Below are 23461 nucleotides of genomic sequence, written 5' to 3'. Positions count from 1 at the left end.
CGTAAGCATGCTGCAAATCGATACCTGGAAGCGCGTCCTGATCTGGGCGCTGGTGGTCGCGGGGCTGGTGCTGGCGGCGCCCAACCTCTTCTATAACCGCGTCGAGACTCACAACGACGCCGTGAAAGCCATCGAGACGAGCGGCGCCACGCCCGAACGCGAGGCGCAGGCGGCTGGGTGGCCGAACTGGCTGCCCTCGGATCTGGTGAATCTCGGGCTCGACCTGCGCGGCGGCGCGCATCTGCTGGCCGAGGTCAAGGTCGCCGATGTCTATGCCGCGCGGATGGAGGCGCTCTGGCCCGATGTCCGCGACATCCTGCGCGATGCCCGCGACGAGGTCGGCACGGTGCGGTTGCAACCCTCCGAGCCCGGCACGCTGCGGGTGCGCATCTCCAACCCCGAGGGCATGGCGCGCGCGCTGGAGCTGGTGCGCGGTCTGGCGCAGCCGGTGGTCTCGCTCACCGGTGCCGGCGCCACCGACCTGCAAGTGGCGGGCGAGGGCAGCGACATTGTCGTGAGTTTCTCGGAGGCCGAGAAACAGGCCACCGACGAGCGCACCCTGCGCCAGTCGCTGGAGATCATCCGCCGCCGCATCGACGAGGTCGGCACGCGCGAACCGACGATCCAGCGCCAGGGCGCCGACCGGATCCTCATCCAGGTGCCGGGCATCGGCTCGGCCGCCGAGCTGAAGGACATCATCGGCACCACCGCGCAGCTCACCTTTCAGCCGGTGATCAGCCGCTCCACCAATGCCAATGAAAGCCCCGGTGTCGGCAACGAGATCCTGCCGTCGCAAAACGAGGACGGCGTCTATTACATCCTCGAACAGGCCCCCGTGGTGACCGGCGAGGAGCTGGTCGACGCGCAGCCTTCCTATGACCAGAACGGCCGCCCGGCGGTGAATTTCCGCTTCAACCCCTCGGGGGCGCGCAAGTTCGGCGATTACACCGCCGAGAATATCGGCTCGCCCTTCGCCATCGTGCTCGATGACGAGGTGATCTCGGCGCCGGTGATTCAGAGCCACATTCCCGGCGGCTCGGGCATCATCACCGGCAATTTCTCGGTCGAGGAAAGTACCAATCTCGCCGTGCTGCTGCGCGCCGGCGCGCTGCCGGCGGGGATGGAGTTCCTCGAGGAGCGCACCATCGGCCCTGAACTCGGGCAGGACAGCATCGAGGCGGGCAAGCTCGCCACCGGCGTGGCCTTTGCCGCCGTGCTGGTCTTCATGTTCCTGAGCTACGGGCTCTTCGGGCTCTTCGCCAATGTGGCGCTGATCCTCAATATCGCGCTGATCATGGGCATCCTGTCGCTGATCGGGGCGACGCTGACGCTGCCCGGCATCGCCGGCATCGTGCTGACGGTCGGCATGGCGGTGGACGCCAATGTGCTGATCTTCGAACGCATCCGCGAAGAGCTGAAATCGGCGCGCGGCCCGGCCCGGGCCATCGAGCTCGGTTACGAACGGGCGTTGTCGGCCATCGTCGACGCCAATATCACCACCTTCATCACCGCCGTGATCCTCTACGTCATGGGCTCCGGCCCGGTGCGCGGCTTTGCCATCACGCTGGGGCTCGGCATCGTGACCTCGGTCTTCACCGCGATCTGGGTGACGCGGCTGCTGCTGGTGATGTGGTTCGAACGCCGTCGCCCCCGGACTCTGGAGATCTGATATGCACCATCTGAGACTGGTCAAGGACGGGACCGCGTTCGATTTCTTCAGGCACTGGAAGATGTGGCTCGGCATCTCGGCTTTCATGATCGTGCTGGCCATGGTCAGCTTTGGCCTGCGCGGGCTGAATTACGGCATCGACTTCCGCGGCGGCACGACGATCCGGACGGAGAGCGCGCAACCGGTGGATGTGGGCGCCTATCGCGACGCGATCTCGGCGCTGGGGCTGGGCGACAGCACCATCTCCGAGGTGTTCGACCCGAGCTTCGGCCCCGACCGCAACGTCGCCATGGTGCGCATCCAGGCGCAGGACGACCAGGAGGCGGTCACCCAGGAGACCATCGCCGCGGTCGAGGGCGCGCTTCAGGAGATCGCGCCGGACATCCAGTTCGTCTCGGTGGAAAGCGTCGGGCCGAAAGTCTCGGGCGAGCTGATCCAGACCGCCTTTCTGGCCGTGGGCCTCGCGATCGCGGCGGTGCTTATCTATATCTGGCTGCGCTTCGAATGGCAGTTCGCGCTCGGCGCGGTGCTGGCGCTGGTGCATGACGTGCTGCTGACCATCGGCGTGTTCTCGGAAGTGGGGATCAAGTTCGATCTGGCGATCATCGCGGCGCTGCTGACCATCGTGGGCTATTCGCTCAACGACACGGTGGTGGTGTTCGACCGGGTGCGCGAGAACCTGGTCAAGTACAAGAAACGCCCGCTGAAAGAGGTGCTGAACCTGTCGATCAACGAGACGCTGAGCCGCACGATCATGACCTCGCTGACCACGCTTCTGGCGCTGTTCGCGCTGTTTGCGCTCGGTGGCGACGTGATCCGGGGCTTTGTCTTTGCGATGATCTGGGGCGTGTTCGTGGGCACCTATTCCTCGATCTTCGTGGCTTCGGCGATCCTGCTCTGGCTGGGCGTCAAGCGCGACTGGTCGAAGCCCGAGGCGGAGGCCGAGGCCAAGGCGGCGGGCACGAGTGTCTGAGGCCTTCGCCCAGGCTCTGGCGGCGCCGGGGCTCTGGGCGATGCTTGGCACCTGCTTTGTCGCGGGGCTGGTCTATGGCTTTGCCGGCTTTGGCGCGGCGCTGGTCTTTATGCCGGTGGGGGCGATCTTTCTGCCCGTCGAGGCGGCCATTGCGTCCTTCAATATCGCGGCCATGGTCTCGGTCGTCACGGTGCTGCCGCGCGCATTGGGCGAGGTGAACCGCAAAGCGACCGGGCTCATGGTGCTGGCGGCGCTGCCGATGGTGGCGCTGGGGATCCGGGTGCTGAAGCTCGCGGATGTGACGGTGCTTCGCTGGGCGGTGGTGGGCGTCGCGGCAGTGACGCTGGCGGCGCTGGTGACCGGCTGGCGCTATCGCGGCGTGCCGGGGCCGGGGATGCGCGCGGCGGTGGCCGGCGCCACCGGCTTCGTCGGCGGTGCCACCGGGCTGCTGGGGCCGGTGCTGATCCTTTTTCAACTTGCGGGGCAGGACAGCGTGGCGCGTTCGCGTGCGACGATCCTGGTCTTTCTCACCGTCACTTCGGTGTTGCTTTTGCCCCTCATGGCGATGCAGGGCGTGTTAACGCTTTCGGCCATCCCCCTTGGTCTTCTCATGCTTTTGCCTTATGGTCTGGGCACGAAAGTGGGCCAGGCGCTGTTTAACCCGGCACGGGAGGGGGAATACCGTGTCGTGGCCTACCTGATCATCGCGACGGCAATCGTGCTGGGATTGCCTGTGTGGGACTAGGGGACAACCATGCAGATGAATGAAATCAGCTTTGGCGGCGCTCAGCCGGTCGACGGTTACGGCCCGGGATTCTTCCGGGTCGGCGGACGTCCTCTGGGCGGCGCGCTGTGCCTGTCGAGCGACGGCTGCCGCTCCTGGGGCGGGCTGGACGATGCCGAGGCGCTGCTGGCGCTGGCGGGTGATGTCGACGTGCTCTTCGTCGGCACCGGCGCCGAGATCGCGCCGCTGCCGACCGCGCTCCGCGAGCGGCTCGAGGACGCCGGGCTCGGGGTCGAGGTGATGAACACGCCCTCGGCCTGCCGGACCTATAACGTGCTGCTGGGCGAGGGGCGCCGGGTGGCGCTTGCGGTGGTGCCGGTCTGAGAGGCGCGTGGCGGGGGCTGCTCTGGCAGGCCGATTTGGCGCATCTCTCCCGGCTGCGGTTTTTGAGTATTTGCAGAAAGATGAAAGCCGCGGGCGGGCGCGGGGGATGCGCGGTTTTGGCGCTTTCCCCACGGGCTTTGCTGCGGTAATGGCTCGGCCATGATGCTGAGCGTGCGCGATCTTGCGGTCTCCCGGGGCGGGGTGCCGGTGCTGGAAGGGGTGAGCTTCGATCTCGCCGCCGGCCGGGCGCTGGTGCTGCGCGGGCCCAACGGTTCGGGCAAGACCACGCTCTTGCGCACCGTGGCCGGGCTGCAACCGGCGCATGAGGGCCGCATCGAGGGCGCCGGCGAGCGCATCGCCTATGCCGGCCATTCCGACGGGCTCAAGGCCATGCTGAGCGTCACCGAGAATCTGAGGTTCTGGGCGCAGGTCTTTGGCACCAAAGAGATTTCCGACGCGCTGCGCGATTTCGACCTGGAGGCGCTGAGCGACCGTCCGGCGGGCACGCTCTCGGCCGGGCAGAAACGCCGGCTGGGGCTGGCGCGGCTGATGGTCACCGGGCGCCCGGTCTGGGTGCTGGACGAGCCGACCGTATCGCTCGACGCGGCCTCGGTGGCGCTTTTCGCCGCTGCCGTGCGGCGGCATCTGGAGACGGGCGGCTCGGCGCTGATGGCGACCCATATCGAGCTGGGGCTGGAAGAGGCCGAGATCTTCGACGTCACCCCCTTCAAGGCGGCGCCGCGCGCGGCGAAACAGGACGAGGCCTTTCTGTGATCGCGCTTTTGACACGGGATCTGCGGCTGGCGGTGCGCGCCGGCGGGGGCTTTGGCCTGGGGCTGGCGTTTTTCCTGATCGTCACCGTGCTGGTGCCCTTCGGGGTCGGCCCGGAGACCGGCCTGCTGGCGCGGATCGCGCCCGGCGTGCTGTGGATCGGCGCGCTGCTCGCCTGCCTGCTGTCGCTGGACCGGATCCTTGCGCTCGACTGGGAGGACGGCTCGCTCGATCTGCTGGCCACTGCGCCGCTGCCGATGGAGGGTATCGTCTCGGTCAAGGCGCTGGCGCACTGGCTCACCACCGGGCTGCCGCTGGTGCTGGCGGCGCCGCTGCTGGGGGTGCTGCTGAGCCTGCCGCAGGAGGGCTATCTCTGGCTGCTGGTCTCGCTGGCGCTCGGCACGCCGGCGCTCTCGGTGATCGGCACCTTCGGCGCGGCGCTCACGGTGGGGCTGAAGCGCGGCGGGCTGCTGCTGTCGCTGCTGGTGCTGCCGCTCTACGTGCCGACGCTGATCTTTGGCGCCGAGGCGGCGCGGCGCGGGGCCGAGGGGCTGGCGGTGCAGACACCGCTTTTGATGCTGGCGGGCATCAGCGCCGGGGCGATCGCGCTTCTGCCCTTTGCCAGTGCCGCCGTGTTGCGCATCAACCTGCGCTGAGCCGGGGCGGCCCGCGCGGTGCGCGGCGGGGCGTTGACCGCCCGGTGTCCGCGTGTCATGCCACGGGAATAGCGGTCCAGGGATGAGAAGCGCATGAAGGTCATCATTTGCGGTGCGGGGCAGGTCGGCTGGCAGATCGCCCGGCACCTCTCGGGCGAGCGCAACGACGTCACCGTCGTCGACAACAACCCCGATCTGGTGCGCCGCGCCACCGACACGCTCGACGTGCAGGGGATCGCGGGCTTTGCCTCCTACCCGGATGTGCTCGACAAGGCGGGCGCGCGCGACGCCGACATGATCATCGCCGCCACCTATTCCGACGAGGTCAATATGGTGACCTGTCAGGTGGCGCATTCGATCTTTGCCATTCCGCGCAAGGTCGCGCGGCTGCGCTCGCAATCCTATCTGACGGCGATCTATTCCGACCTCTACCGCCGCGATCACATGCCCATCGACGTGGTGATCAGCCCCGAGAAAGAGGTGGCCGAGGCGGCGCAGCAGCGGCTCTCGGCCCCCGCCGCCTTTGACACAGAGCGGTTCCTGAACGGCGGCGCGCAGCTCCTCGGCCTCACCATCGAGGATGGCTGCCCCATCGTGAACACGCCGCTGCGGCAGCTCTCGGATCTGTTCTCGACCCTGCGCTCGGTCGTGGTGGGGGTGCGGCGCGAGGGGACATTGTTTGCGCCGGAGCCGGGCGACCAGCTTTTCCCCGGCGATTCCTGTTATGTGATCGTGCACAAGGACGATATCCGCCGCACACTGGAGATCTTTGGCAAGTCGCAGCGCAAGCAGGAGCGCGTGGTGGTGATCGGTGGCGGCAATGTCGGGCTCGCGGTGGCAAGCGCCTTGGAGGCCCGCACCGAGCGCATCCGCGCCAAGGTGATCGAGCGCGACCGCAAGCGCGCCGAGCGGGCGGCGGATGCTCTGGAGCGCACCATCGTGCTGCATGGCGACGGGCTGGATGCGGGGCTTCTGGCCGAGGCCGGGATCGACCGCGCCGATGCGGTGCTGTGTGTTACCGACGACGACAAGACCAATATGCTGGCGGCGGTGCGCGCCAAGGCGGCGGGCTGTCCCTTTGCCATCGCGCTGGTCAACGACCCGACCATGGTGCCGCTGATGGAGCCGCTCGGGGTCGACGCCTATATCAACCCGCGCGCCACCACGGTCAGCTCGATCCTGCGCCATATCCGCCACGGACGGGTGCGCTCGGTCTATTCCATCGGCGATGCCGAGGCGGAGGTGATCGAGGCCGAGGTGCTCTCGACCTCCTCCATGGCCGGCAAGACCATCCGTGAGATCGACTTTCCCGAGGGTGTGCTGGTCGGCGCGGTGCGCAAGGGCGACAAGGTGGTCAAGATCACCGGCGGGCTGCGCATCGACGACGGCGACCGCATCGTGATCTTTGCCATGGCCAAGGATGTCGCGCAGGTGGAGCGGCTGCTCCAGGTCTCGATCGACTTTTTCTGAGCCATGGGAGCCCTTTACCGCCTGCCGCTCTTTCTGCTGCTCACCGGGCTCGCGAGCGCGTCTATGATCCTGCCGGCGGCGGTCGCGCTGGCGGAGGAGGAGTTTCACGACGCGCGCAGCTTTTTCTATTCGGCGCTGGTGGGCATGGTGCTGACCACGCTCGTCGCCATCGCGCAGGCGACGCGGCGGCACAACCGCTCTGCCTCGCGGCAGCTCTTCGCGCTGATGGGAGCCTTTGTGCTGCTGCCGGCGGTGCTGGCGGTGCCGTTTCACGAGGCGCTGCGCACGACCTCCTTTCTGAACGCTTTCTTCGAGATGGTTTCGAGCCTGACCACCACCGGCGCCACGCTCTTTGAGCCGTCGCGCCTGTCCTCGGCAGAGCATCTCTGGCGCGCGCAGGTCGGCTGGCTCGGCGGGCTGTTGATGTGGGTGGCGGCGGCGGCGATCCTGGCGCCGCTGACGCTGGGCGGGTTCGAGATCACCGCGCGCGGCGAGCCTGGGCAGAGCGTCGATGCGCTGGCCGGGCGGCGCGACATGTCGGATCCGGCGCAGCGGCTGGGGGCATCCTCGCGCATGCTGGTGCCGGTCTATGCCGGGCTGACGCTGGCGCTTTGGATGATGCTGCTGCTGGCGGGCGACCCGCCGCTGGTGGCGCTCAGCCATGCGATGTCGACCATGGCGACCTCGGGCATCTCGCCGGTGGGCGGACCGATCAACGCGCCGAGCGGGCTTGCGGGCGAGATGATCATCTTCTGTTTCCTGTTCTTCGCGCTGTCGCGGCTGACCTTTTCCGGCGACACCGGCGCCTCCTACCGCCCCGGGCTGCGCGAAGACCCCGAGTTCCGCATGGGGCTGTCCATTGCCGCGCTGGTGCCGGCGGTGCTGTTCCTGCGGCACTGGATCGCGGCCTTCGACGTGGGCGGCGAGCAGAATCTCCAACTGGCGCTGCGGGCGCTCTGGGGCGGAGTGTTCACCGCGCTCTCCTTCCTGTCGACCACCGGTTTCGTCAGCGCCGACTGGGCCGAGGCGCAGGGCTGGTCGGGCCTGTCGACGCCTGGGCTGATCCTGCTGGGGCTGGCGATTGTCGGCGGCGGCGTGGCGACCACGGCGGGCGGGGTGAAGCTGCTGAGGATCTACGCGCTCTATCTCGCCGGCAAGCGCGAGCTGGAGCGGCTGGTGCATCCCAGCTCCATCGGCCGCTCGGGCGTGATGGCGCGGCGGATCCGGCGGCAGGGGGCGTTCATCGCCTGGGTCTTCTTCATGATGTTCGCCATGTCCATCGCGGTGTTCTCGCTGATCTTCGGCCTCTTCGGCATCGACTTCGAGAACGCCATGGTGCTGACCATCGCGGCGCTGACCAATTGCGGCCCGCTGATCCCGGCGGCAGCCGAACTGCCGGTGGATCTGGCGGGGCTCAGCGCCGGCGCCAAGCTTACGGTTTGCGCGGCGATGGTGCTGGGTCGGCTGGAGCTGCTGGCCATCGTGGTGCTGCTGACGCCGGATATCTGGCGCGACTGAACCCGGCGCATCGCGCCCCCTGCGGCAGGAGGCGCCATTGCACATGACGGAAATTTCAGGTGAAACCGGGCGATGTTTGCGATAGAGGCAGGGCCATGTCGATCTGGGAATATGCCAACCCCGTCAAATTCATCCGGACCACGGATATCGTGCTGCCGTGGATCTCGGCGGCGGCGGTGCTGTGCCTCGTGACCGGGCTGGTCTGGGGGTTCTTCTTCACCCCCGACGATTACCGTCAGGGCTCGACGGTCAAGATCTTCTACATCCATGTGCCCGCCGCGATGATGGCGATCAACGCCTGGGCGATGATGCTGGTGGCCTCGCTGGTCTGGATCATCCGGCGCCACCATGTCTCGGCGCTGGCGGCCCGCGCCGCCGCCCCGGTGGGCGCCACCTTCACGGTGATCGCGCTGGCCACCGGCGCGCTCTGGGGACAGCCCATGTGGGGCACCTGGTGGGCCTGGGATCCGCGCCTGACCTCGTTCCTGGTGCTGTTCCTGTTCTATCTCGGCTATATGGCGCTGTGGTCGGCGATCGAGAATGACGACACCGCCGCCGACCTGACCTCGATCCTCTGCCTCGTGGGCTCGGTCTTTGCGATCCTGTCGCGCTATGCGGTGCTGTTCTGGAACCAGGGGCTGCATCAGGGCGCCTCGCTGTCGCTGGACGCCGAGGAGAACGTCTCGGACGTCTACTGGTATCCGGCGCTGGTCTGCATCGCGGGCTTTGTGCTGCTGTTCGTCGCGCTGGTCTTTCTGCGCACGCAAACCGAAATCCGCGCCCGCCGCTCGCGCGCGCTGCTGGCACGGGAGCGCCGGGCATGATGCCGGATCTGGGGAAATACGCCTTTGCGGTGCTGGCCTCCTACGGGGTCAGCCTGGGGCTGCTCGTCGTGCTGGTCGGGCTGAGCATCGCGCGCGCCCGCAAGGTGCGGGCCGAGCTTGCGAAAATCGAGAAACGGATCAAATCCAATGGCTGACACGCAGACCGGACCCAGGAAGAAGATCTCGCTGCTGATGATCCTGCCGCCGCTGATCTTCGCCGCTTTCGCGGTGATGGCCTATCTCGGCATGCAGCGCGGCGACACCAGCATTCTGCCCTCGACCTTCATCGGCCGTCAGGCCCCGGCGCTGCCGGAGGAGACGCTCGAAGGCTTCCCCTCTGTCGCCGATGCCGATCTGCGCAGCGGTGAGGTGACGGTGGTGAATTTCTGGGCCTCCTGGTGCCCGCCCTGCCGCGCCGAGCATCCCCGGCTGCTGGAGCTTCAGGACGAGGGCGTGCGCGTCGTCGGCGTGAACTTCAAGGACAAGGCCGGCGCCGCATCGGGCTATCTGGCGGAGGCGGAGTCGCCCTTTATGGGCGTGCCCTACGATCCGCAGGGGCGCACGGCGATCGAATGGGGGGTGACCGGCCCGCCCGAGACCTTCATCGTCGCGGGCGACGGCACGATCCTGCACAAGCATACCGGCCCGCTGGCCGGCACGCTCTATACGGATGTGTTCCTGCCCAAGCTGCATGAGGCGCTCGGGCGCTGAACCGGTCGGGGTGCCGCAGAAATCTCCTCAGAGATCGCAGGGCGTGCTGATCTCGGTGTTGCTGGCGTTGCCGGTGTCGCAGCTCGGTGGCTGGCCATGCGCGGCATAGGCACCGAACACGGCCAGAACGGCAAGTGCGGCGGCCTGGAGGATGGTGAGGGTTTTCATTCTGCTGCCTCGGGAATTTTTGTTGTTTTTGGTCGTCTCGTGACAGAAATGTGCGCCGCGCCCGGGCTTTTTCAAGCCTGAGAAATGTGGCGGGCGCGCGGTGGCGCCGCGTCTGGCGGAGAGTTGCGCAGCAAAGCGGCGGCGGGGCGGATTTCCGCGCGTCGGAGCGGCGAATTGCGAAAAAGGGGGCTCAGCGCACCACGATCTCGTCGGCGCGCATCAGGCCCAGCACATCGCGGGCCTGCTGATCGAGCAGATCGAGATCGAGATAATCGTCCGACAGGCGCCGCGTCAGATTCTCCATGCGCGCCACCTCGGTTTCGAGCGTGTCGAGCTCGGCGGCGAGCCGGTCGCCCTCGACCTCGATCTCGGCGCGGCGGAACAGCCCGAAATCGCCCTGCACGGCGGCAAAGACGAAATACCCCGAAAGACTCAGGGTGATGGCCGCGTAGATCACGACTCCGAATGCGGGTTTGCGCCTTGCGCTCATGGGGTGCGCTCTTGCTCTGCCTTGTCAGCCGCATCTCTGGCGGATGCGTGACAGCGACTATGCCACAGGTGATTCGCAAAGGGAATCCCTCCTGGCAGCGCTTGCGGTGAAAAACTTCGTGACCGTGGCGGTGGAAAAACCGCGGGCGTGGGACTGGCCAGGAGGGGATGGGCAGGGATTGGGTGCCCGCTAGCGCGACATCGCCCCGGAGGTTCACTTTGGAAAACGTGAGACACAAGCCGCGTCATCGACGGGCCGCGGGCTGGCGGCCCGACAGATAGATCCTCTCGATTTATCCCGGCCAAATCCGAAGGACCTCGCAACGATACGCGGACGTCGGCAAATCGCCGGCCCGGGGGGGCGGCCCGTCGATGGCGCGGCGGCTTCGCCTTGTTCCGCGCCGGGGCAACGCTCAAAAAGTTGCGGAAACAGGACCGGTGTTTCCCGAGGGAAGCGACGGTGGGCAGATCTGCCCACCGTTTACCGGTTTTAGGAATCGCTGGCGACCGTGTGTTTTGGCTCAGCCCAGGGCGGCGACGCCGGGCAGGACCTTGCCTTCCATCCATTCCAGGAAGGCGCCGCCGGCGGTGGAGATATAGGTGAAATCCTCCGCCGCACCGGCCTTGTTGAGCGCCGCGACCGTGTCGCCGCCACCGGCGACCGAGACCAGCTGACCATGCGCCGTGGCAGCCGCCGCGTGGGCGGCTGCGGCATTGGTGGCCGCATCGAAGGGCGCGATCTCGAAGGCGCCGAGCGGGCCGTTCCAGATCAGCGTCTCGGCCTTGTCGATGGCAGCCTTGACCGCCTCGACGCTGTCGGGGCCGGCATCGAGGATCATTGCATCGGCGGGGCAGGCATCGGCGGGCACGGTCTCGGAGGGGGCGTTCTCGCGGAATTCGCGCGCCACGACCACATCGCTCGGCAGCAGGATCTCGCAGCCGGCGGTTGCCGCCTTGGCGATGATCTCCTTGGCGGTGCCGGCCATCTCATGCTCGCAAAGCGATTTGCCGACATCGATTCCCTTGGCGGCGAGGAAGGTGTTGGCCATGCCGCCGCCGATCACCAGAAGATCGACCTTTTCCACCAGATTTCCCAGCAGTTCCAGCTTGGTGGAGACCTTGGCGCCGCCCACGACCGCCAGCACCGGACGCTTCGGCGTGCCGAGCGCCGCGTCGAGCGCTTCCAGCTCGGCCTGCATCAGCCGGCCGGCGCAGGCCGGCAGCAGATGCGCCAGCGCCTCGGTGGAGGCATGGGCGCGGTGCGCCGCCGAGAAGGCGTCGTTACAATAGATATCGCCGAGCGCGGCATAGCGTTTCGCCAGCTCCGCGTCGTTCTTTTCCTCGCCCGGCTCGAAACGGGTGTTCTCCAGCAGCACCACCTGGCCGGCATCGCAAGCGTCGATCACCACCTCGGCCTCGTCCAGCGTGGCGAAATGCACCTTGGTGCCGAACGCCGCCTCGATCGCGGGCACCAGCATCTTCAGCGACATCTCGGGCACGACCTTACCCTTGGGCCGGCCGAAATGCGCCAGCAGCACCGGCTTGCCGCCGCGCGACAGGATGTCCTGCACGGTGGGGCCGACGCGCTCGATGCGGGTGGCATCCGTCACTTCGCCGTTTTCCACCGGAACGTTGATATCGACACGGGTCAGCACGCGTTTGCCGTCCAGGTCCATGTCGTCGAGGGTCTTCCAGGCCATACTGTCCTCCTGCACATTCATTGCCAAAGGTCTGCCCCGAAGGGCCGGCGGCGTCAATGCACGCGCGTCCCTTGGCAATCGCGCGGTGGCGGATTAAGTCGGAGACAAGCTTTAGGCGCATAGGAGAGACGCGACATGGCCGAGATCAAGGACCCCGAGAACACGATCCTCATGGAGCTGAAGGGCGGCACCGTGACGATCGAGCTGCTGCCCGACGTGGCGCCGAAACATGCGGAGCGGATGAAGGAGCTTGCGCGCGCCGGTGCCTATGACAATGTCGCCTTTCACCGGGTGATCGACGGGTTCATGGCGCAGACCGGCGACGTGGCCCACGGCAATATGGAAAAGGATTTCAACCTGAGCCGCGCCGGCACCGGCGGTTCGGATCTGCCCGACCTGCCGGCGGAGTTCTCGAAACTGCCGCATGACCGGGGCACGCTGGGCGCGGCGCGCTCGATGAACCCGAACTCGGCGAATTCGCAGTTCTTCATCAATTTCAAGGACAACCACTTCCTGAACGGTCAGTACACCGTTTATGGACGGGTGGTCGACGGCATGGCGCATGTGGATGCGATCACCCGCGGCGAGCCGCCGGCGGAGCCCGACCGCATGGTCAGCGTGAAAGTGGCCTCCGATGCGTAGTCTCGTCACCGGCCTCTTCTGCGTTCTGGCCGCGCCGCTTTCGGCGGCGGGGCTGGACGTGACCGTCGAGGGCGAGGGGGCGAATGGCAGCTTCCATATCGAGCTTTTCGACGATGTGGCGCCGCAGCATGCAGAGCGGATCACGACGCTGGCCGAGCAGGGCGCTTATGACGGGGTGGTGTTCCACCGCGTGATCGAGGGCTTCATGGCGCAGACCGGCGACGTGCAATACGGCAAGCGCGGCGGCGACATGCGGCTGGCGGGCACCGGTGGCTCGGACATGCCGGACCTCCCGGCGGAGTTCTCCGACCGCCCCTTCACCCGGGGCGCGGTGGGCATGGCGCGCTCGCAGAACCCGAATTCGGCGAATTCGCAGTTCTTTATCATGTTCGCCCCGGCGCCGCATCTGAACGGGCAATATACCGTCGTCGGCGAGGTGACCTCGGGCATGGATGTGATCGACGCGATCAAGCGCGGCACCGGCCGCAATGGCGCCGTGGTCGGAGCGCCCGACGTGATGGTCTCGGTCAAGGCGACCGACTGAGCGGGGCGCGCCCGTGCCGGGCGCGCGCAGGGATTGCGCCCCGCCGCCTGTGGCGGCCGGGCGCCGTTGGAGGAGGGCGCTGCCCTCCTCTTGGCCCCCGAGGGGGCCAATTCACCACCCGGGATATTTTGGGCCAATGGAAGGGCCTGGCGCGCTCAGGCGGCGAGGCCTGCGGGCAGATGGCGGGCGAGGGGCGCCAGCGCGCCCATATGCAGCCAGGTGCCGCCCAGCCGGTGCGCAGAGGCGCCGCTGCGCAGCTTGAACCGGGTGAGGCCGGGGGCGTCGTCGGAATTCAGCATGCCGAGATCGAGCTGGTCGTGGCCATGGCCGGCAAGCCAGCGCATCGCCTCCCAGAGCAGGGCATTCATGGCGCCGCGCCGGCGGCCTTCGTCCAGCGTGACGCCGATCTGCCAGCTCGCCATGCGGCCATGGCGCAGCACCGCGATGGCGGCGACCGGGCTGCCTCGATGGCGCGCCTCCCAGATCAGCGCCTTGCCGGGATTGGCGCGGGCGAAGGCGGCAATGAGCCCGGGGGGCAGGGCGCGGTAGCGGCGGGCGCTTGCCTGGCGCGCTTCGGCTTCCAGCAGCCAATGGGTGCCCGAAAGGGACTGGCGGGAGAGCGTCAGCCCCTGTCGCGCGGAGCGGTTGAGGGTGTTGCGCCATTTCTGATGCATCGCCGCGCGCATCGTGTCCTCGGGCCCGAGCGGCAGCAGCGCCAGCGTCGCCGGGGTCATCAGCGGCCAGAATCCGCCTGCGCGCAGCGCCTCCGCGCCGATGCCGTCGGCATTGAGCAACAGCGGCACGCCGGGGCGGCGGCAGCGCGCAAGAGCCGGGTAAAGATCGGCGGGATCGCGCGCCACCGGGCCGCGCGACAGCAGATCGACCGGGCCCAGCACCGGCAGGCGGCGCGACTGGATCTGCCAGGCCAGCCCGGTTTCCGAGCCGCTGCGCAGGGCGATGCCGAGCGAGCCCAGGGTGCGGGCGTATTCGGGCGATTGCGGCAGCGGCAGGCGAAGCGATTCCATGATCTGGATTAAGGAACTGGAAAGTAAATCCGTGGTTAATTCCAGCCATGGCACAGATTCCCTCCAAGCGCCGTGCGGCGCCCCGTTCGATCGCCGCCGTGGCACCCCGTCCGAAACCCACCGCCGCCGCAGCGCTGTTGCTGGCTGCGGGCCTGTCGCTGCCCTTTGTCGCGCTGGCGCTGGTGCAGGCGCTGTTCTGAGCTTTGCGTGGGGCGCGCCCGGGGCTTGAACGCACCGCCGGGCTCTGCTTGAGTCCTGCGGCAGAGGCGCGCGGCGGCGCGCTGTCTCCGGAACAGGGCAGGGCATGTCGCGCAAGAAGGACAAACGCCAGAAGGCGATCCTCGATCAGCTGTCGATCAACCCGACCCTGCGTGTCGGGCGGCTGTCGGACCTTTTGGAGGTGACCACCGAAACCATCCGCCGGGATCTCGAGGAACTGGCGGCGCAGGGGCTCATCAGCCGGACTTATGGCGGTGCCATGCTGCGTCAGCCGGCGGAGCCGACGCTCTCGCAGCGCCATACCGAGCTGGTGGAGGAGCGCGCCGCGATTGGGCGGGCGGCGGCGCCGCTGCTGAGCGGCGCGCGGGTGCTCATGTTGGGCTCGGGCGCCACCACGACGCAGCTCGCCAAGCGCATCGCCTTCGAGATGGGCGATCTCACGGTGATTGCGCATTCGGTCAGCGTGGCGGCGGCGCTGGCGATGAACCCCACGATCCAGGTGGTGATGGCGCCGGGGGTTTATCACCCGGGCGAGGGGGCGCTGCACGGCGCGCAGACCGTGCGCTTCCTCTCGGATTACTCCGCCGACTGGTCGGTGACCGGCGCCAGCGCGATCTCGCCGCTGGGCCCGTCGGATGCGCTGATGGAGGCGGGCGATGTCTATGCCACGATGCTGCGGCAGAGCGCGCGGCACATGGTGCTGGCGGATCATTCGAAATTCGACCGCATGGCCACGGCGCGTTACGCCGACTGGGGCGAGATTGACGTTCTGGTCAGCGATGCACGTCCGCAGGGGCCGTTGCAGCGCGCGCTGAAGACGGGCGGCGTGGATCTGCGGCTGGCGCGGGGCTGAGCGGGCTCAGGGCAGGACCGCGCCGGCGAAAGCCTCGGCGAAGCGGTCGGCCTCCGGCTGGCTGAGACAGAGCGGCGGGCGCAGCTTCAGCGTCGCGCCATGGCGCCCGGCGGCGCCGATCAGCACGCCCGCATCGCGCATCGCGTCGATGACCTGCACGGTGAAATCCGCATCGGGCGTGCCGGGCGCGTCGGGCGCGCAGAGATCGACGCCGAGAAACAGCCCCGCGCCGCGCACCGCTGCCACTCTCGGAGCGCGCGCCGCGATCTCTTCGAGATCGGATTTCAGCCGCGCGCCGACACGCTGCGCGTTTTCCTGAAGCCCTTCCTCCTCGATCACCCGCAACACCGCCAGCCCGGCGGCGCAGGCCACGGGATTGCCGCCGAAAGTGTTGAAATAGCCGGTGTCGTCGCAAAAGGCGGCGAGACGTTCGGGCCGCGCCGCCATGCCGGCCATGGGAAAGCCGTTGCCCATGGGTTTGCCCATGGTGACGATGTCGGGGGTCACGCCGTGGCGCGCGTACCCCCAGAAGGCGCTGCCGGTGCGGGCGAAACCGGGCTGCACCTCGTCGGCGATATAGAGCGCGCCCGCCGCCTGCACCGCCTCGACGGCGGGGCGCAGAAAGCCTGGAGGGTCGGCAAAGATGCCGTCGGAGGAAAAGATCGAATCCGCCAGAAGCGCCGCCGTGCCGATGCCGTGCGCGTCGAGCTCGGCCATGGCGGCGCGCACGGCGCGGGCGAAGCCGCCGGCGATGTCGTCGCCATAGGCGGCCGCGCCCGGCGCCGGGACGGTGACCACATGCGCCGGCGGGGCGGTGCGTTTCAGCGCCGAGGGCGAGGCTTCGGTCACCAGCGCGGTGTTGCCGTGATAGGCGGTCTCGGTGACGATGAACCCGCCGGCGCCACTCGCCCGCCGCGCCACCCGCATCGCGAGATCGTTGGCCTCGCTGCCCGAGCAGGTCAGCACCACGTTCGACAGCGCCGAAGGCAGCCGCGCCTTCAGCGCTTCGAGATAGGTGTCGACCCCGGCCACCAGATAGCGGGTATTGGTGTTGAGCGTCGCGATCTGCCGCGACACCGCATCGACCACCTCCGGGTGGGAGTGACCGACCGAGGGCACGTTGTTGTAGAAATCCAGATAGCGGGTGCCGTCCGCCGCCACCATCCAGGCGCCCTGTGCCGACACCATCTCGATGGGGGCGCGATAGAAAAGCACCGAGGCCGCGCCGAGATTGCCGAGCCGCCGCGCCACCGGTCCGGCACCGCCCTGACGGTTGTCGAAGGCGTTCATCTCGAGAATCCGGCGCGGTTCGCTCATCTCTCCTGCTCCGCCAGATAAGCCTCGGCCAGCGCCACCGTGCCCTTGGTATAGGCGGCGTGCCCGGCCATGGCGGCGGTTTCGGTCTCTGCATGGCTGGCGATCCAGGCGGTGAGCAGCAGGCGGCGGAACATGATGAAGGTTGGGATCATCGCCACATCCTCGTCGGAGAGCGGCGCGACCGAGCGGTAGCCGCGCACCCAGGCCTCTTGCAGCGCCGGCACGATCGGGTCGGTTTCGAGAAAGGATATCGCCGCGGCGAAATCGTAGATGAACCAGGAAAACCCGCAATCGTCGAAGTCGATCACCGCAAGATTGTCGCCATCGGCGAGCAGGTTGGCGAGCCGCAGATCCGCATGCACCAGCCCGAAGCGCTCCGGCCCGGCACCGTAGGCGGCGAGTTTCTGCTCCAGCACGTCGCAGAGTCGCTCCAGCAGCGCGCGCTGCGCCACCGTCAGCCCCAACGCCGCGCGCCAGTCGCCCCAGAGCGGGGCGGTGCCAAAGGCGGTCTCGAAATTCCAGGTCTTGCGCAGGAAATGCCCGGGCGGTGTCCAGTCGCGGCTGTGCCCGTGCAGCCGGGCGGAGATCGCGCCCAGCGTCTCGAACCCGGGCACGAGACTGGCATCCGCATCGGGCTCGCGCCCGGGCATGAAGGTGAAGCCCACCACATGGCGGGTCTGGCCGCTCTCCTCGAAACTGGCGATATGGCCGCTGTCGCGCAGGCGCAGCGGCTCGGGCGTCAGCACCGTGCCGCTCTCGCGCAGGGCCGAGATCCAGGCCAGCTCGGACTCGATCTCGGCGCGGCTGTGATACTCGGGGCGGTGCACGCGCAGGATCAGCGGCGCGTCGCGGGCGGGATCCTCGGCAAGGAAGGTGGCGTTCTCCGACAGCGTCAGCAGCCGGATCGTCGTGTCAGGGCCAAGCCCCCATTCCGGCGCGAGCGCTTCGGCGCCGCGCCGCAGGCGCTCGACAAAGCCGTCCTCATACAGTCCCGACATCTGCCTGCCCTTTTCTTCCGCATCCTCCCATCGGGGTAACTAGAGAATTTGTGTCTTGCAACATTTTGCTTGCTCACCTCCACATTCGTGCAAATCATCCGCTTTAGATGCGCAAAAAACGCCCGCGCCGCTGGCGGATGCGCGGCAGGCGCGGGAACCTCGAACAGGGAGCACGGATATGCTGACATCCATTGAGGGAAAATCGGTGATCGTGACCGGCGGGTCAAAGGGGATCGGCAAGGGCATCGCCACGGTCTTTGCCCGGCAGGGCGCCAAGGTGATGATCGCGGCGCGCGGGCAGGCTGCGGCCGAGGCCACGGTGGCCGAGATCGCGGCGGCGGGCGGCACGGCGGCCTACACGCCCTGCGACGTGGCGGACTGGAACAGCGTGCAGGCGATGGTGGCGGCCACGGCGGAGGCGTTCGGCGGGGTCGATATCCTCTGCGCCAATGCCGGGATCTTTCCGCAGGTGAAGCTGGTGGATATGGACCCGGAGGAGTGGGACAACGTCCTGTCCACCAATCTCAAGAGCAGCTTTCTCTGCGTGAAGGCCTGCATCCCGTATTTCGAAAAGGCCGGCAAGGGCCGGGTGGTGCTGACCTCGTCGATCACCGGGCCGGTGACGGGCTTTCCGGGCTGGGCGCATTACGGCGCGTCGAAATCCGGCCAGCTCGGCTTTCTCAAGACCGCCGCGATGGAGCTGGCGCGCTATGGCACCACGATCAACGCGGTGATGCCGGGCAATATCTATACCGAGGGGCTCCAGGATCTGGGCGAGGATTATCTCAGGACCATGGCCGCCTCGATTCCGCTGAAACGGCTGGGCGCGGTGGAGGATATCGGCAACGCGGCGCTGTTCTTTGCCAGCGACGAGGCGGGTTACATCACCGGCCAGCAGATCGTCGTGGATGGCGGGCAGATCCTGCCGGAGAGCCTAGAGGCGATTGAGGAAATCTGAGCGTGCCCCGTGCCTCCTGCCCGGGGGATTGCCGAGGCCCCGGATCGGCGTCCGGGGCGGGTTGTGAAAGGATTCCCATGAGCTGGAAAACCGCCTGGCGCTCGTTCTATTACGAGACCGCCGCCGAGCCCGAGGATATCGTGTTGGAGGCGGCGAAGACGGCGCTTCTGGTGATCGACATCCAGAACACCTATCTGGAGCTGCCCGACGACCCGGCGGAGGCCGCGCGCTGGGCGCCGTTTTTCACCCGCATGCGCGAGGTGGTGATCCCCAACACGAGCGCGCTTCAATCCTGGGCGCGGGCGAACGGGATCGAGGTCATCCATGCCCGCATCGCCTGTCTCAAGGAGGACGGGCGCGACCGCTCGCTGTCGCAGAAAAAGCCCGGATTCAACTATCTGCTGCTGCCCAAGGATCGCCCCGACAGCCAGATCGTCGACGCGGTCGGCCCGGCGGGGGACGAGATCGTGGTGACCAAGACCACGGATTCGGCGCTGACCGGCACCAACCTGCGGATGATCCTGCACAATATGGGCATTCGCGACGTGATCGTGGCGGGGATCTTCACCGATCAGTGTATTTCGTCTTCGGTGCGGTCGCTGGCCGATGAGAGTTTCGGCGTGGTGGTCGTGGAGGATTGCTGCGCGGCGGCCACGCGCGAGCTGCACGAGGCGGAGCTGCGGATCATCAACATGATCTACTGCCATGTGGTGAGCAGCGCGGAGGTGATGGGGTTTCTGGGGTGAGAGGGACCGCACGATCGTTGCGGTGCGGTGGGCAGATTGCCCACCCTACGGGCGGAGTTGCAGGGTGGGCAATCTGCCCACCGCACCGGCCTCGTCACGCGCAAGCGGACGCCGTTACCCGAGCTTCTTCAACAGCCGCAGCAGCGTCTCCCGCTCACGTTCGCGCAGTGGCGCCAACGTCTCGGCGCTGACCTCGATGGCCGCCTCCACCGCCTCGTCGATCAGCGCCACGCCTTCTGCCGTCAGCGACACCAGATGCCGCCGCCGGTCGTCGGGGTCGGGGGCGGTGCTGAGCAGCCCACGCGCGATCAGCCGGTCGACCACGCCTTTCGTCGTCGCCCCGTCCATCGCGACCGAGCGGCCCAGCCGGTTCTGCGACATCGGCCCGTCCTCGGCCAGCCGGTGCATCACCGAGAACTGCGTTGGCGTCAGCTTGCCCGGCACCGTCTCGGCAAAGATGGTGGAGTTGCGCTGATAGGCCTTGCGCAAGAGAAATCCGATCTGTTCGTCCAGCAGATAGCCGTGTTCGGCGCTGGTGCGGGCTTTGCGAAAATCGTCCAAGGGCGCGTGTCTCCTCTCTGGCGCACTGCCCTAGCGGGGAAGTGACGCAAGGGCAATCCCGCATGACGCTGTTAGCGGCAAAGCCTCAGACCGACAGATAGGCATCGCGGATCTCCGGATGCGCCTCAAGCTCGGCGAAGCTGCCGTCGAACTTCTTCTCCCCGCCCTCGATGATGATCGCGCGATCCGCCACGGCGCGGGCGAAATGCAGGTTCTGTTCGGAGATCATCACCGTCAGCCCCTCTTCCTTCAGCGTCTTGATGGTCTCGGCCATCTGCTCGACGATCACCGGCGCGATGCCCTCCGAAGGCTCGTCGAGCAGCAGCAGCGCCGGGTTGCCCATCAGCGTGCGCGCGATGGTCAGCATCTGCTGCTCGCCGCCCGACATGTGCTTGCCCCGGTTGGCGCGTCGCTCGTAGAGGTTGGGGAAGATCTCGAAAAGCTGTTCCTGGGTCCAGAACGGCGCGTCCTCGCGGCGGGGCTGGCGGCCGACCTCCAGGTTTTCCAGCACCGTGAGATCGGTGAAGATGCGCCGGTCCTCGGGCACGTAACCGATGCCGCATTTGGCGACGCGGAAGGCGGGCTCGCCCACCAGATCGCGGCCCTGAAACGTCACCTGTCCCTGACGCGGGCGCAAAAGCTGCATCACCGATTTCATCGTGGTGGATTTGCCCGCGCCGTTGCGGCCCAAAAGCGCCACCACCTCGCCGCGCCGCACCTCGAAGCTGAGATCGTTGAGGATATGCGCCTTGCCGTAATAGCTGTGGATGCGCTCGACGCTAAGCATTTGCGTCCTCCTTGAAGAGCGTGCCGCCGCCCAGATAGACCTCTTGCACCTGCGGGTTGTTGCGCACCTCGGTCGCAGAGCCGTCCGCGATCAGCTCGCCCCGGTTCAGCACCATGATGTGATGGGCATGGGCAAAGACCACGTCCATGTCATGCTCGGTAAAGAGCACCGAAACGCCCTGATCCCGCACGATATCGGCCACCAGCTGCATGAGTTCGATCCGCGCCGAGGGCGCCATGCCCGCCGTGGGCTCGTCCATCAGCAAGAGGCGCGGGCGGTGGCAGAGCGCAATCGCCAGCTCCAGCCGCTTGAGATCGCCATAGGCCAGCACCGAACAGGGCCGGTCGGCCTGATCCGCCATCGACACGGTGTCGAGAAAGCCCATGGCCTCATCGCGGTAGAGCTTCCAGGCGCGCGGCGCGATGGAAAAGATCCGTTTGTGGTGGCTCATCAGCGCCATCTGCACATTCTCGATCACGCTCATCGACTGATAGGTGCCGGTGATCTGGAAGGTACGCCCGACGCCGCGCCGCCAGATCTCGCGCGGGCGCTTGCCGGTGATGCGCTGGCCATCGAGATAAACCTCTCCGGCACTGGGTTTGAGCTGCCCCATGAGCATGTTGAAGCAGGTGGACTTGCCCGCCCCGTTGGGGCCGATCAGCGCCTTCAGCTCGCCCTTGGCCACCGCGAAGGAGACGCCATTGACAGCGAGAAAGCCGTCATAGCTCTTCCTGAGGTTTTCGACACGCAGGATCTCGGACATCAGACCGCCTCCTCATCGCTGTGGCGGATGCGCCGCCAGAGCGTGCGCAGGGTGCCGACGATGCCCTCGGGCATCAGGATCACCACCGCGATGATCACCAGCCCCAGCAGCAGCCGCCAGTATTCCAGCCGCACCAGCCAGTCCTCGACCACGGTCATGAAGCCGGCGCCCACGACGCCCCCCGCCAGCGTCTTCACCCCGCCGAGAAACACCACGATCAGCGCATCGAAGCTCTTGGCGATCTCCAGCTCCGTCGGAAAGACCGAGCCCTTGGAAAAGACGAAGATCCCGCCCGCAAGTCCCGCCATGGCGCCGGCCAGCGCGAAGGCCGCGAATTGCACGCGCTTGACGTCGATGCCGGTGGCTTCGGCCTGGCGCGGGCTGTCGCGCCCGGCGCGCAGCGCATAGCCGAAGGGCGCGTGGATGACATGGCGCAGGACGAGGATGCCGCCGATGCCGAAGGCCAGCGCGAAATAGTAGTAGGTTATGTCGCCCGAGAGCCACTCGGCGGGCCAGATATTGACCAGCCCGTCATCGCCACGGGTGACCGAGCGCCACTGGAAGGCGAGGCTCCAGACAAGCTGCGAAAAGGCCAGCGTCAGCATGGCGAAATAGACGCCGGTGAGGCGGATGCAGAACCAGCCGATCCCCAGCGCCAGCAGCCCGGCGGCGAGCGGCGCGAAGAGAAAGGCGAGCTCCATCGGCGTGCCGGTGTGATAGACCAGCAGCGCCGCCGCATAGGCGCCGCCGCCGAAAAACGCCGCATGGCCAAAGCTGACCAGCCCGCCGGAGCCGAGGATGAAATGCAGGCTGGCGGCGAAAAGCGCAAAGACCACCATATCGACCACCAGCGTCAGCACGAAGGGCTCGGCAAAGACCGGCAGCAGCGCCAGCAGGGCGAGCAGGACGGCGACCAGTGCCATGCCCTTGGGGCCATAGGGGCGGATCGGGGTTTCCGGCGCGCCGACCTGACCATGTTCTCCGGCCACCTCCTCGCGGCCCAGAAGGCCGTAGGGGCGCACGATCAGCACCACCGCCATGACCACATACATCAGCACCAGCGTCGATTGCGGCAGGTAGGTGACACCAAAGACGTTCAGCACCGAGATCAGCACCGAGGCGATGAAGGCGCCGGGCAGGGAGCCCATGCCGCCGATGACGACCACGACAAAGACCGCGCCGATGATATTGAAATCCATCAGCAGATCGGCGCCGCCCTTGGGCAGTTGCAGCGCGCCGCCAAGCCCGGCCAGCGCCGAGCCGAGCGCAAAGACCCCGGTGAAGAGCCAGGCTTGGTTGACGCCGAGCGCGCCGACCATCTCGCGGTCCTGCGTGGCGGCGCGCACCAGCACGCCGAGCCTTGTGCGGGCGATGAGATACCAGAGCGCGAAGAGGATGACCGGGGTGATGGCGATCAGCACGATATCGTATTTCGGCACCGGCTCGCCAAAGATCCGCCAGACGCCGCGCAGGCCGGGGGCGCGCGGGCCGAGCCGGTCTTCGGCGCCCCAGATCATCAGCGCCAGATCCTGGATGACGAGGATCACCCCGAAGGTGGCGACAAGCTGGAACAGCTCCGGCGCGCGGTAGATCGGGCGCAGCACCACCATCTCGACCAGGGCGCCGATGAGCCCCACCGCAAGCCCGGTGAGCAGGATGGCGCCCCAGAACCCGACATGGCCGGGCAGCAGATCCATCAGGACGACGCCGATGAAGGCGCCGAGCATGTAGAAAGAGCCATGCGCAAAATTCACGATCCGGGTGACGCCGAAGATCAGCGACAGGCCGGAGGCCACGAGGAACAGCGCGGCGGCATTGGCGAGCCCGGTGAGGAACTGGGCGAAGAAGAAGGCCATGACGGTCCTCTGGCTGGTATCGGGAGAGAGGCTTGCGGGGCCGCCGCGCGGGCGGCTCCGGTGGAGGCCCCGGGTCAGGCCCGGGGCGGGGGGCATCGGCTAGAGCCGTCCCAACCCGCCCCGGACGTGGTCCGG

The 23461-nt window shown here is 67.5% G+C and carries 27 protein-coding genes; 17 read left to right on the top strand and 10 right to left on the bottom strand.

Features of this window, described 5'->3' with window-relative positions:
• Positions 1–7: 7 nt before the first annotated feature.
• The 11 genes from secD (at position 8) to I6N89_RS09815 (ending at position 9700) form a co-directional block, all read left to right on the top strand.
• Entirely contained in the window at positions 8–1669 is a 1662-nt protein-coding gene (secD, locus tag I6N89_RS09865; RefSeq protein WP_207018261.1) for a protein translocase subunit SecD, read from the top strand.
• A gap of 1 nt (position 1670) precedes the next feature.
• Positions 1671–2642 carry a protein translocase subunit SecF gene (gene secF / locus I6N89_RS09860; RefSeq protein WP_207018260.1) on the top strand — a complete coding sequence of 324 codons (972 nt, stop codon included), beginning with the start codon at positions 1671–1673 and terminating at the stop codon, positions 2640–2642.
• The gene (locus I6N89_RS09855) at positions 2635–3387 is read left to right on the top strand and encodes a sulfite exporter TauE/SafE family protein (protein ID WP_328805868.1); all 753 of its coding nucleotides are present in this window, start codon (positions 2635–2637) and stop codon (positions 3385–3387) included. The genes secF and I6N89_RS09855 overlap by 8 nt, the downstream gene beginning before the upstream one ends.
• A 9-nt stretch (positions 3388–3396) precedes the next feature.
• Positions 3397–3750, top strand: coding sequence for an Mth938-like domain-containing protein (locus I6N89_RS09850; protein ID WP_207018259.1), 354 nt, complete (start codon positions 3397–3399; stop codon positions 3748–3750).
• 159 nt (positions 3751–3909) lie between these two features.
• Positions 3910–4524: a heme ABC exporter ATP-binding protein CcmA gene (gene ccmA / locus I6N89_RS09845; RefSeq protein WP_207018258.1), complete on the top strand. Its 615-nt coding sequence runs from the start codon at positions 3910–3912 to the stop codon at positions 4522–4524.
• Entirely contained in the window at positions 4521–5177 is a 657-nt protein-coding gene (gene ccmB / locus I6N89_RS09840) for a heme exporter protein CcmB (RefSeq protein WP_207018257.1), read from the top strand. The genes ccmA and ccmB overlap by 4 nt, the downstream gene beginning before the upstream one ends.
• A 93-nt stretch (positions 5178–5270) precedes the next feature.
• Entirely contained in the window at positions 5271–6647 is a 1377-nt protein-coding gene (gene trkA / locus I6N89_RS09835) for a Trk system potassium transporter TrkA (protein ID WP_076703535.1), read from the top strand.
• Positions 6648–6650: 3 nt separating this feature from the next.
• Positions 6651–8165, top strand: coding sequence for a TrkH family potassium uptake protein (locus tag I6N89_RS09830; RefSeq protein WP_207018256.1), 1515 nt, complete (start codon positions 6651–6653; stop codon positions 8163–8165).
• Positions 8166–8260: 95 nt separating this feature from the next.
• On the top strand, positions 8261–8989 hold the full coding sequence (locus I6N89_RS09825) for a heme ABC transporter permease (protein ID WP_207018255.1): 729 nt from the start codon (positions 8261–8263) through the stop codon (positions 8987–8989).
• Entirely contained in the window at positions 8986–9144 is a 159-nt protein-coding gene (ccmD, locus tag I6N89_RS09820) for a heme exporter protein CcmD (RefSeq protein WP_207018254.1), read from the top strand. The genes I6N89_RS09825 and ccmD overlap by 4 nt, the downstream gene beginning before the upstream one ends.
• Positions 9137–9700 carry a DsbE family thiol:disulfide interchange protein gene (locus tag I6N89_RS09815; RefSeq protein WP_236016538.1) on the top strand — a complete coding sequence of 188 codons (564 nt, stop codon included), beginning with the start codon at positions 9137–9139 and terminating at the stop codon, positions 9698–9700. The genes ccmD and I6N89_RS09815 overlap by 8 nt, the downstream gene beginning before the upstream one ends.
• Positions 9701–9727: 27 nt before the next feature.
• Here I6N89_RS09815 and I6N89_RS09810 read toward each other — a convergent pair whose 3' ends face one another.
• The 3 genes from I6N89_RS09810 to I6N89_RS09800 form a co-directional block, all read right to left on the bottom strand.
• Entirely contained in the window at positions 9728–9868 is a 141-nt protein-coding gene (locus I6N89_RS09810; protein ID WP_207018252.1) for a hypothetical protein, read from the bottom strand.
• 190 nt (positions 9869–10058) lie between these two features.
• The gene (locus I6N89_RS09805) at positions 10059–10358 is read right to left on the bottom strand and encodes an FtsB family cell division protein (RefSeq protein WP_207018251.1); all 300 of its coding nucleotides are present in this window, start codon (positions 10356–10358) and stop codon (positions 10059–10061) included.
• A 520-nt stretch (positions 10359–10878) separates the two neighbouring features.
• Positions 10879–12057 (bottom strand): phosphoglycerate kinase, encoded by a 1179-nt coding sequence (locus I6N89_RS09800; protein ID WP_207018250.1) that lies wholly within the window; start codon positions 12055–12057, stop codon positions 10879–10881.
• Positions 12058–12192: 135 nt separating this feature from the next.
• On the opposite strand from I6N89_RS09800, the gene I6N89_RS09795 reads away from it, so the two are divergent.
• On the top strand, positions 12193–12699 hold the full coding sequence (locus I6N89_RS09795; protein WP_207018248.1) for a peptidylprolyl isomerase: 507 nt from the start codon (positions 12193–12195) through the stop codon (positions 12697–12699).
• Entirely contained in the window at positions 12692–13243 is a 552-nt protein-coding gene (locus tag I6N89_RS09790) for a peptidylprolyl isomerase (RefSeq protein ID WP_207018247.1), read from the top strand. The genes I6N89_RS09795 and I6N89_RS09790 overlap by 8 nt, the downstream gene beginning before the upstream one ends.
• A gap of 155 nt (positions 13244–13398) precedes the next feature.
• Here the strand turns inward: I6N89_RS09790 and I6N89_RS09785 are convergent, their stop codons facing one another.
• On the bottom strand, positions 13399–14268 hold the full coding sequence (locus tag I6N89_RS09785; protein WP_207018246.1) for a GNAT family N-acetyltransferase: 870 nt from the start codon (positions 14266–14268) through the stop codon (positions 13399–13401).
• 47 nt (positions 14269–14315) lie between these two features.
• Here I6N89_RS09785 and I6N89_RS09780 point away from each other — a divergent pair, with 47 nt between their 5' ends.
• Together I6N89_RS09780 and I6N89_RS09775 are read left to right on the top strand one after the other, a co-directional pair.
• The gene (locus I6N89_RS09780) at positions 14316–14468 is read left to right on the top strand and encodes a hypothetical protein (protein ID WP_207018245.1); all 153 of its coding nucleotides are present in this window, start codon (positions 14316–14318) and stop codon (positions 14466–14468) included.
• Between the two features lie 104 nt (positions 14469–14572).
• Positions 14573–15340 (top strand): DeoR/GlpR family DNA-binding transcription regulator, encoded by a 768-nt coding sequence (locus I6N89_RS09775; protein WP_207018244.1) that lies wholly within the window; start codon positions 14573–14575, stop codon positions 15338–15340.
• A 6-nt stretch (positions 15341–15346) separates the two neighbouring features.
• Here I6N89_RS09775 and I6N89_RS09770 read toward each other — a convergent pair whose 3' ends face one another.
• Positions 15347–16657, bottom strand: a complete 1311-nt coding sequence (locus tag I6N89_RS09770; RefSeq protein ID WP_207018243.1) for an aspartate aminotransferase family protein — start codon at positions 16655–16657, stop codon at positions 15347–15349.
• Complete coding sequence (locus I6N89_RS09765) at positions 16654–17655, bottom strand: phosphotransferase enzyme family protein (RefSeq protein ID WP_207018242.1); 1002 nt, start codon at positions 17653–17655, stop codon at positions 16654–16656. Before I6N89_RS09765 ends, I6N89_RS09770 begins: the two co-directional genes overlap by 4 nt.
• A 178-nt stretch (positions 17656–17833) precedes the next feature.
• On the opposite strand from I6N89_RS09765, the gene fabG reads away from it, so the two are divergent.
• Together fabG and I6N89_RS09755 are read left to right on the top strand one after the other, a co-directional pair.
• On the top strand, positions 17834–18613 hold the full coding sequence (gene fabG / locus I6N89_RS09760) for a 3-oxoacyl-ACP reductase FabG (RefSeq protein WP_207018240.1): 780 nt from the start codon (positions 17834–17836) through the stop codon (positions 18611–18613).
• A gap of 77 nt (positions 18614–18690) precedes the next feature.
• Positions 18691–19359, top strand: a complete 669-nt coding sequence (locus I6N89_RS09755; RefSeq protein ID WP_207018238.1) for a cysteine hydrolase family protein — start codon at positions 18691–18693, stop codon at positions 19357–19359.
• 114 nt (positions 19360–19473) lie between these two features.
• On the opposite strand, the gene I6N89_RS09750 is transcribed toward I6N89_RS09755, so the two are convergent.
• From I6N89_RS09750 to I6N89_RS09735, 4 genes are all read right to left on the bottom strand, one after another.
• Positions 19474–19920, bottom strand: a complete 447-nt coding sequence (locus I6N89_RS09750) for a MarR family winged helix-turn-helix transcriptional regulator (RefSeq protein WP_207018236.1) — start codon at positions 19918–19920, stop codon at positions 19474–19476.
• A gap of 85 nt (positions 19921–20005) precedes the next feature.
• Positions 20006–20707: an ABC transporter ATP-binding protein gene (locus I6N89_RS09745; RefSeq protein WP_207018235.1), complete on the bottom strand. Its 702-nt coding sequence runs from the start codon at positions 20705–20707 to the stop codon at positions 20006–20008.
• A complete protein-coding gene (locus I6N89_RS09740; RefSeq protein WP_207018234.1) occupies positions 20700–21470 on the bottom strand; it encodes an ABC transporter ATP-binding protein in 771 nt (256 codons plus the stop codon). Before I6N89_RS09740 ends, I6N89_RS09745 begins: the two co-directional genes overlap by 8 nt.
• The gene (locus I6N89_RS09735; RefSeq protein ID WP_207018233.1) at positions 21470–23326 is read right to left on the bottom strand and encodes an ABC transporter permease; all 1857 of its coding nucleotides are present in this window, start codon (positions 23324–23326) and stop codon (positions 21470–21472) included. The genes I6N89_RS09740 and I6N89_RS09735 overlap by 1 nt, the downstream gene beginning before the upstream one ends.
• Positions 23327–23461: the final 135 nt, after the last annotated feature.

It is taken from the genome of Salipiger abyssi, assembly GCF_017311415.1.
Taxonomy (GTDB): Bacteria; Pseudomonadota; Alphaproteobacteria; order Rhodobacterales; family Rhodobacteraceae; genus Salipiger; species Salipiger abyssi_A.
This window is presented reverse-complemented; position numbering and strand designations above follow the sequence as displayed.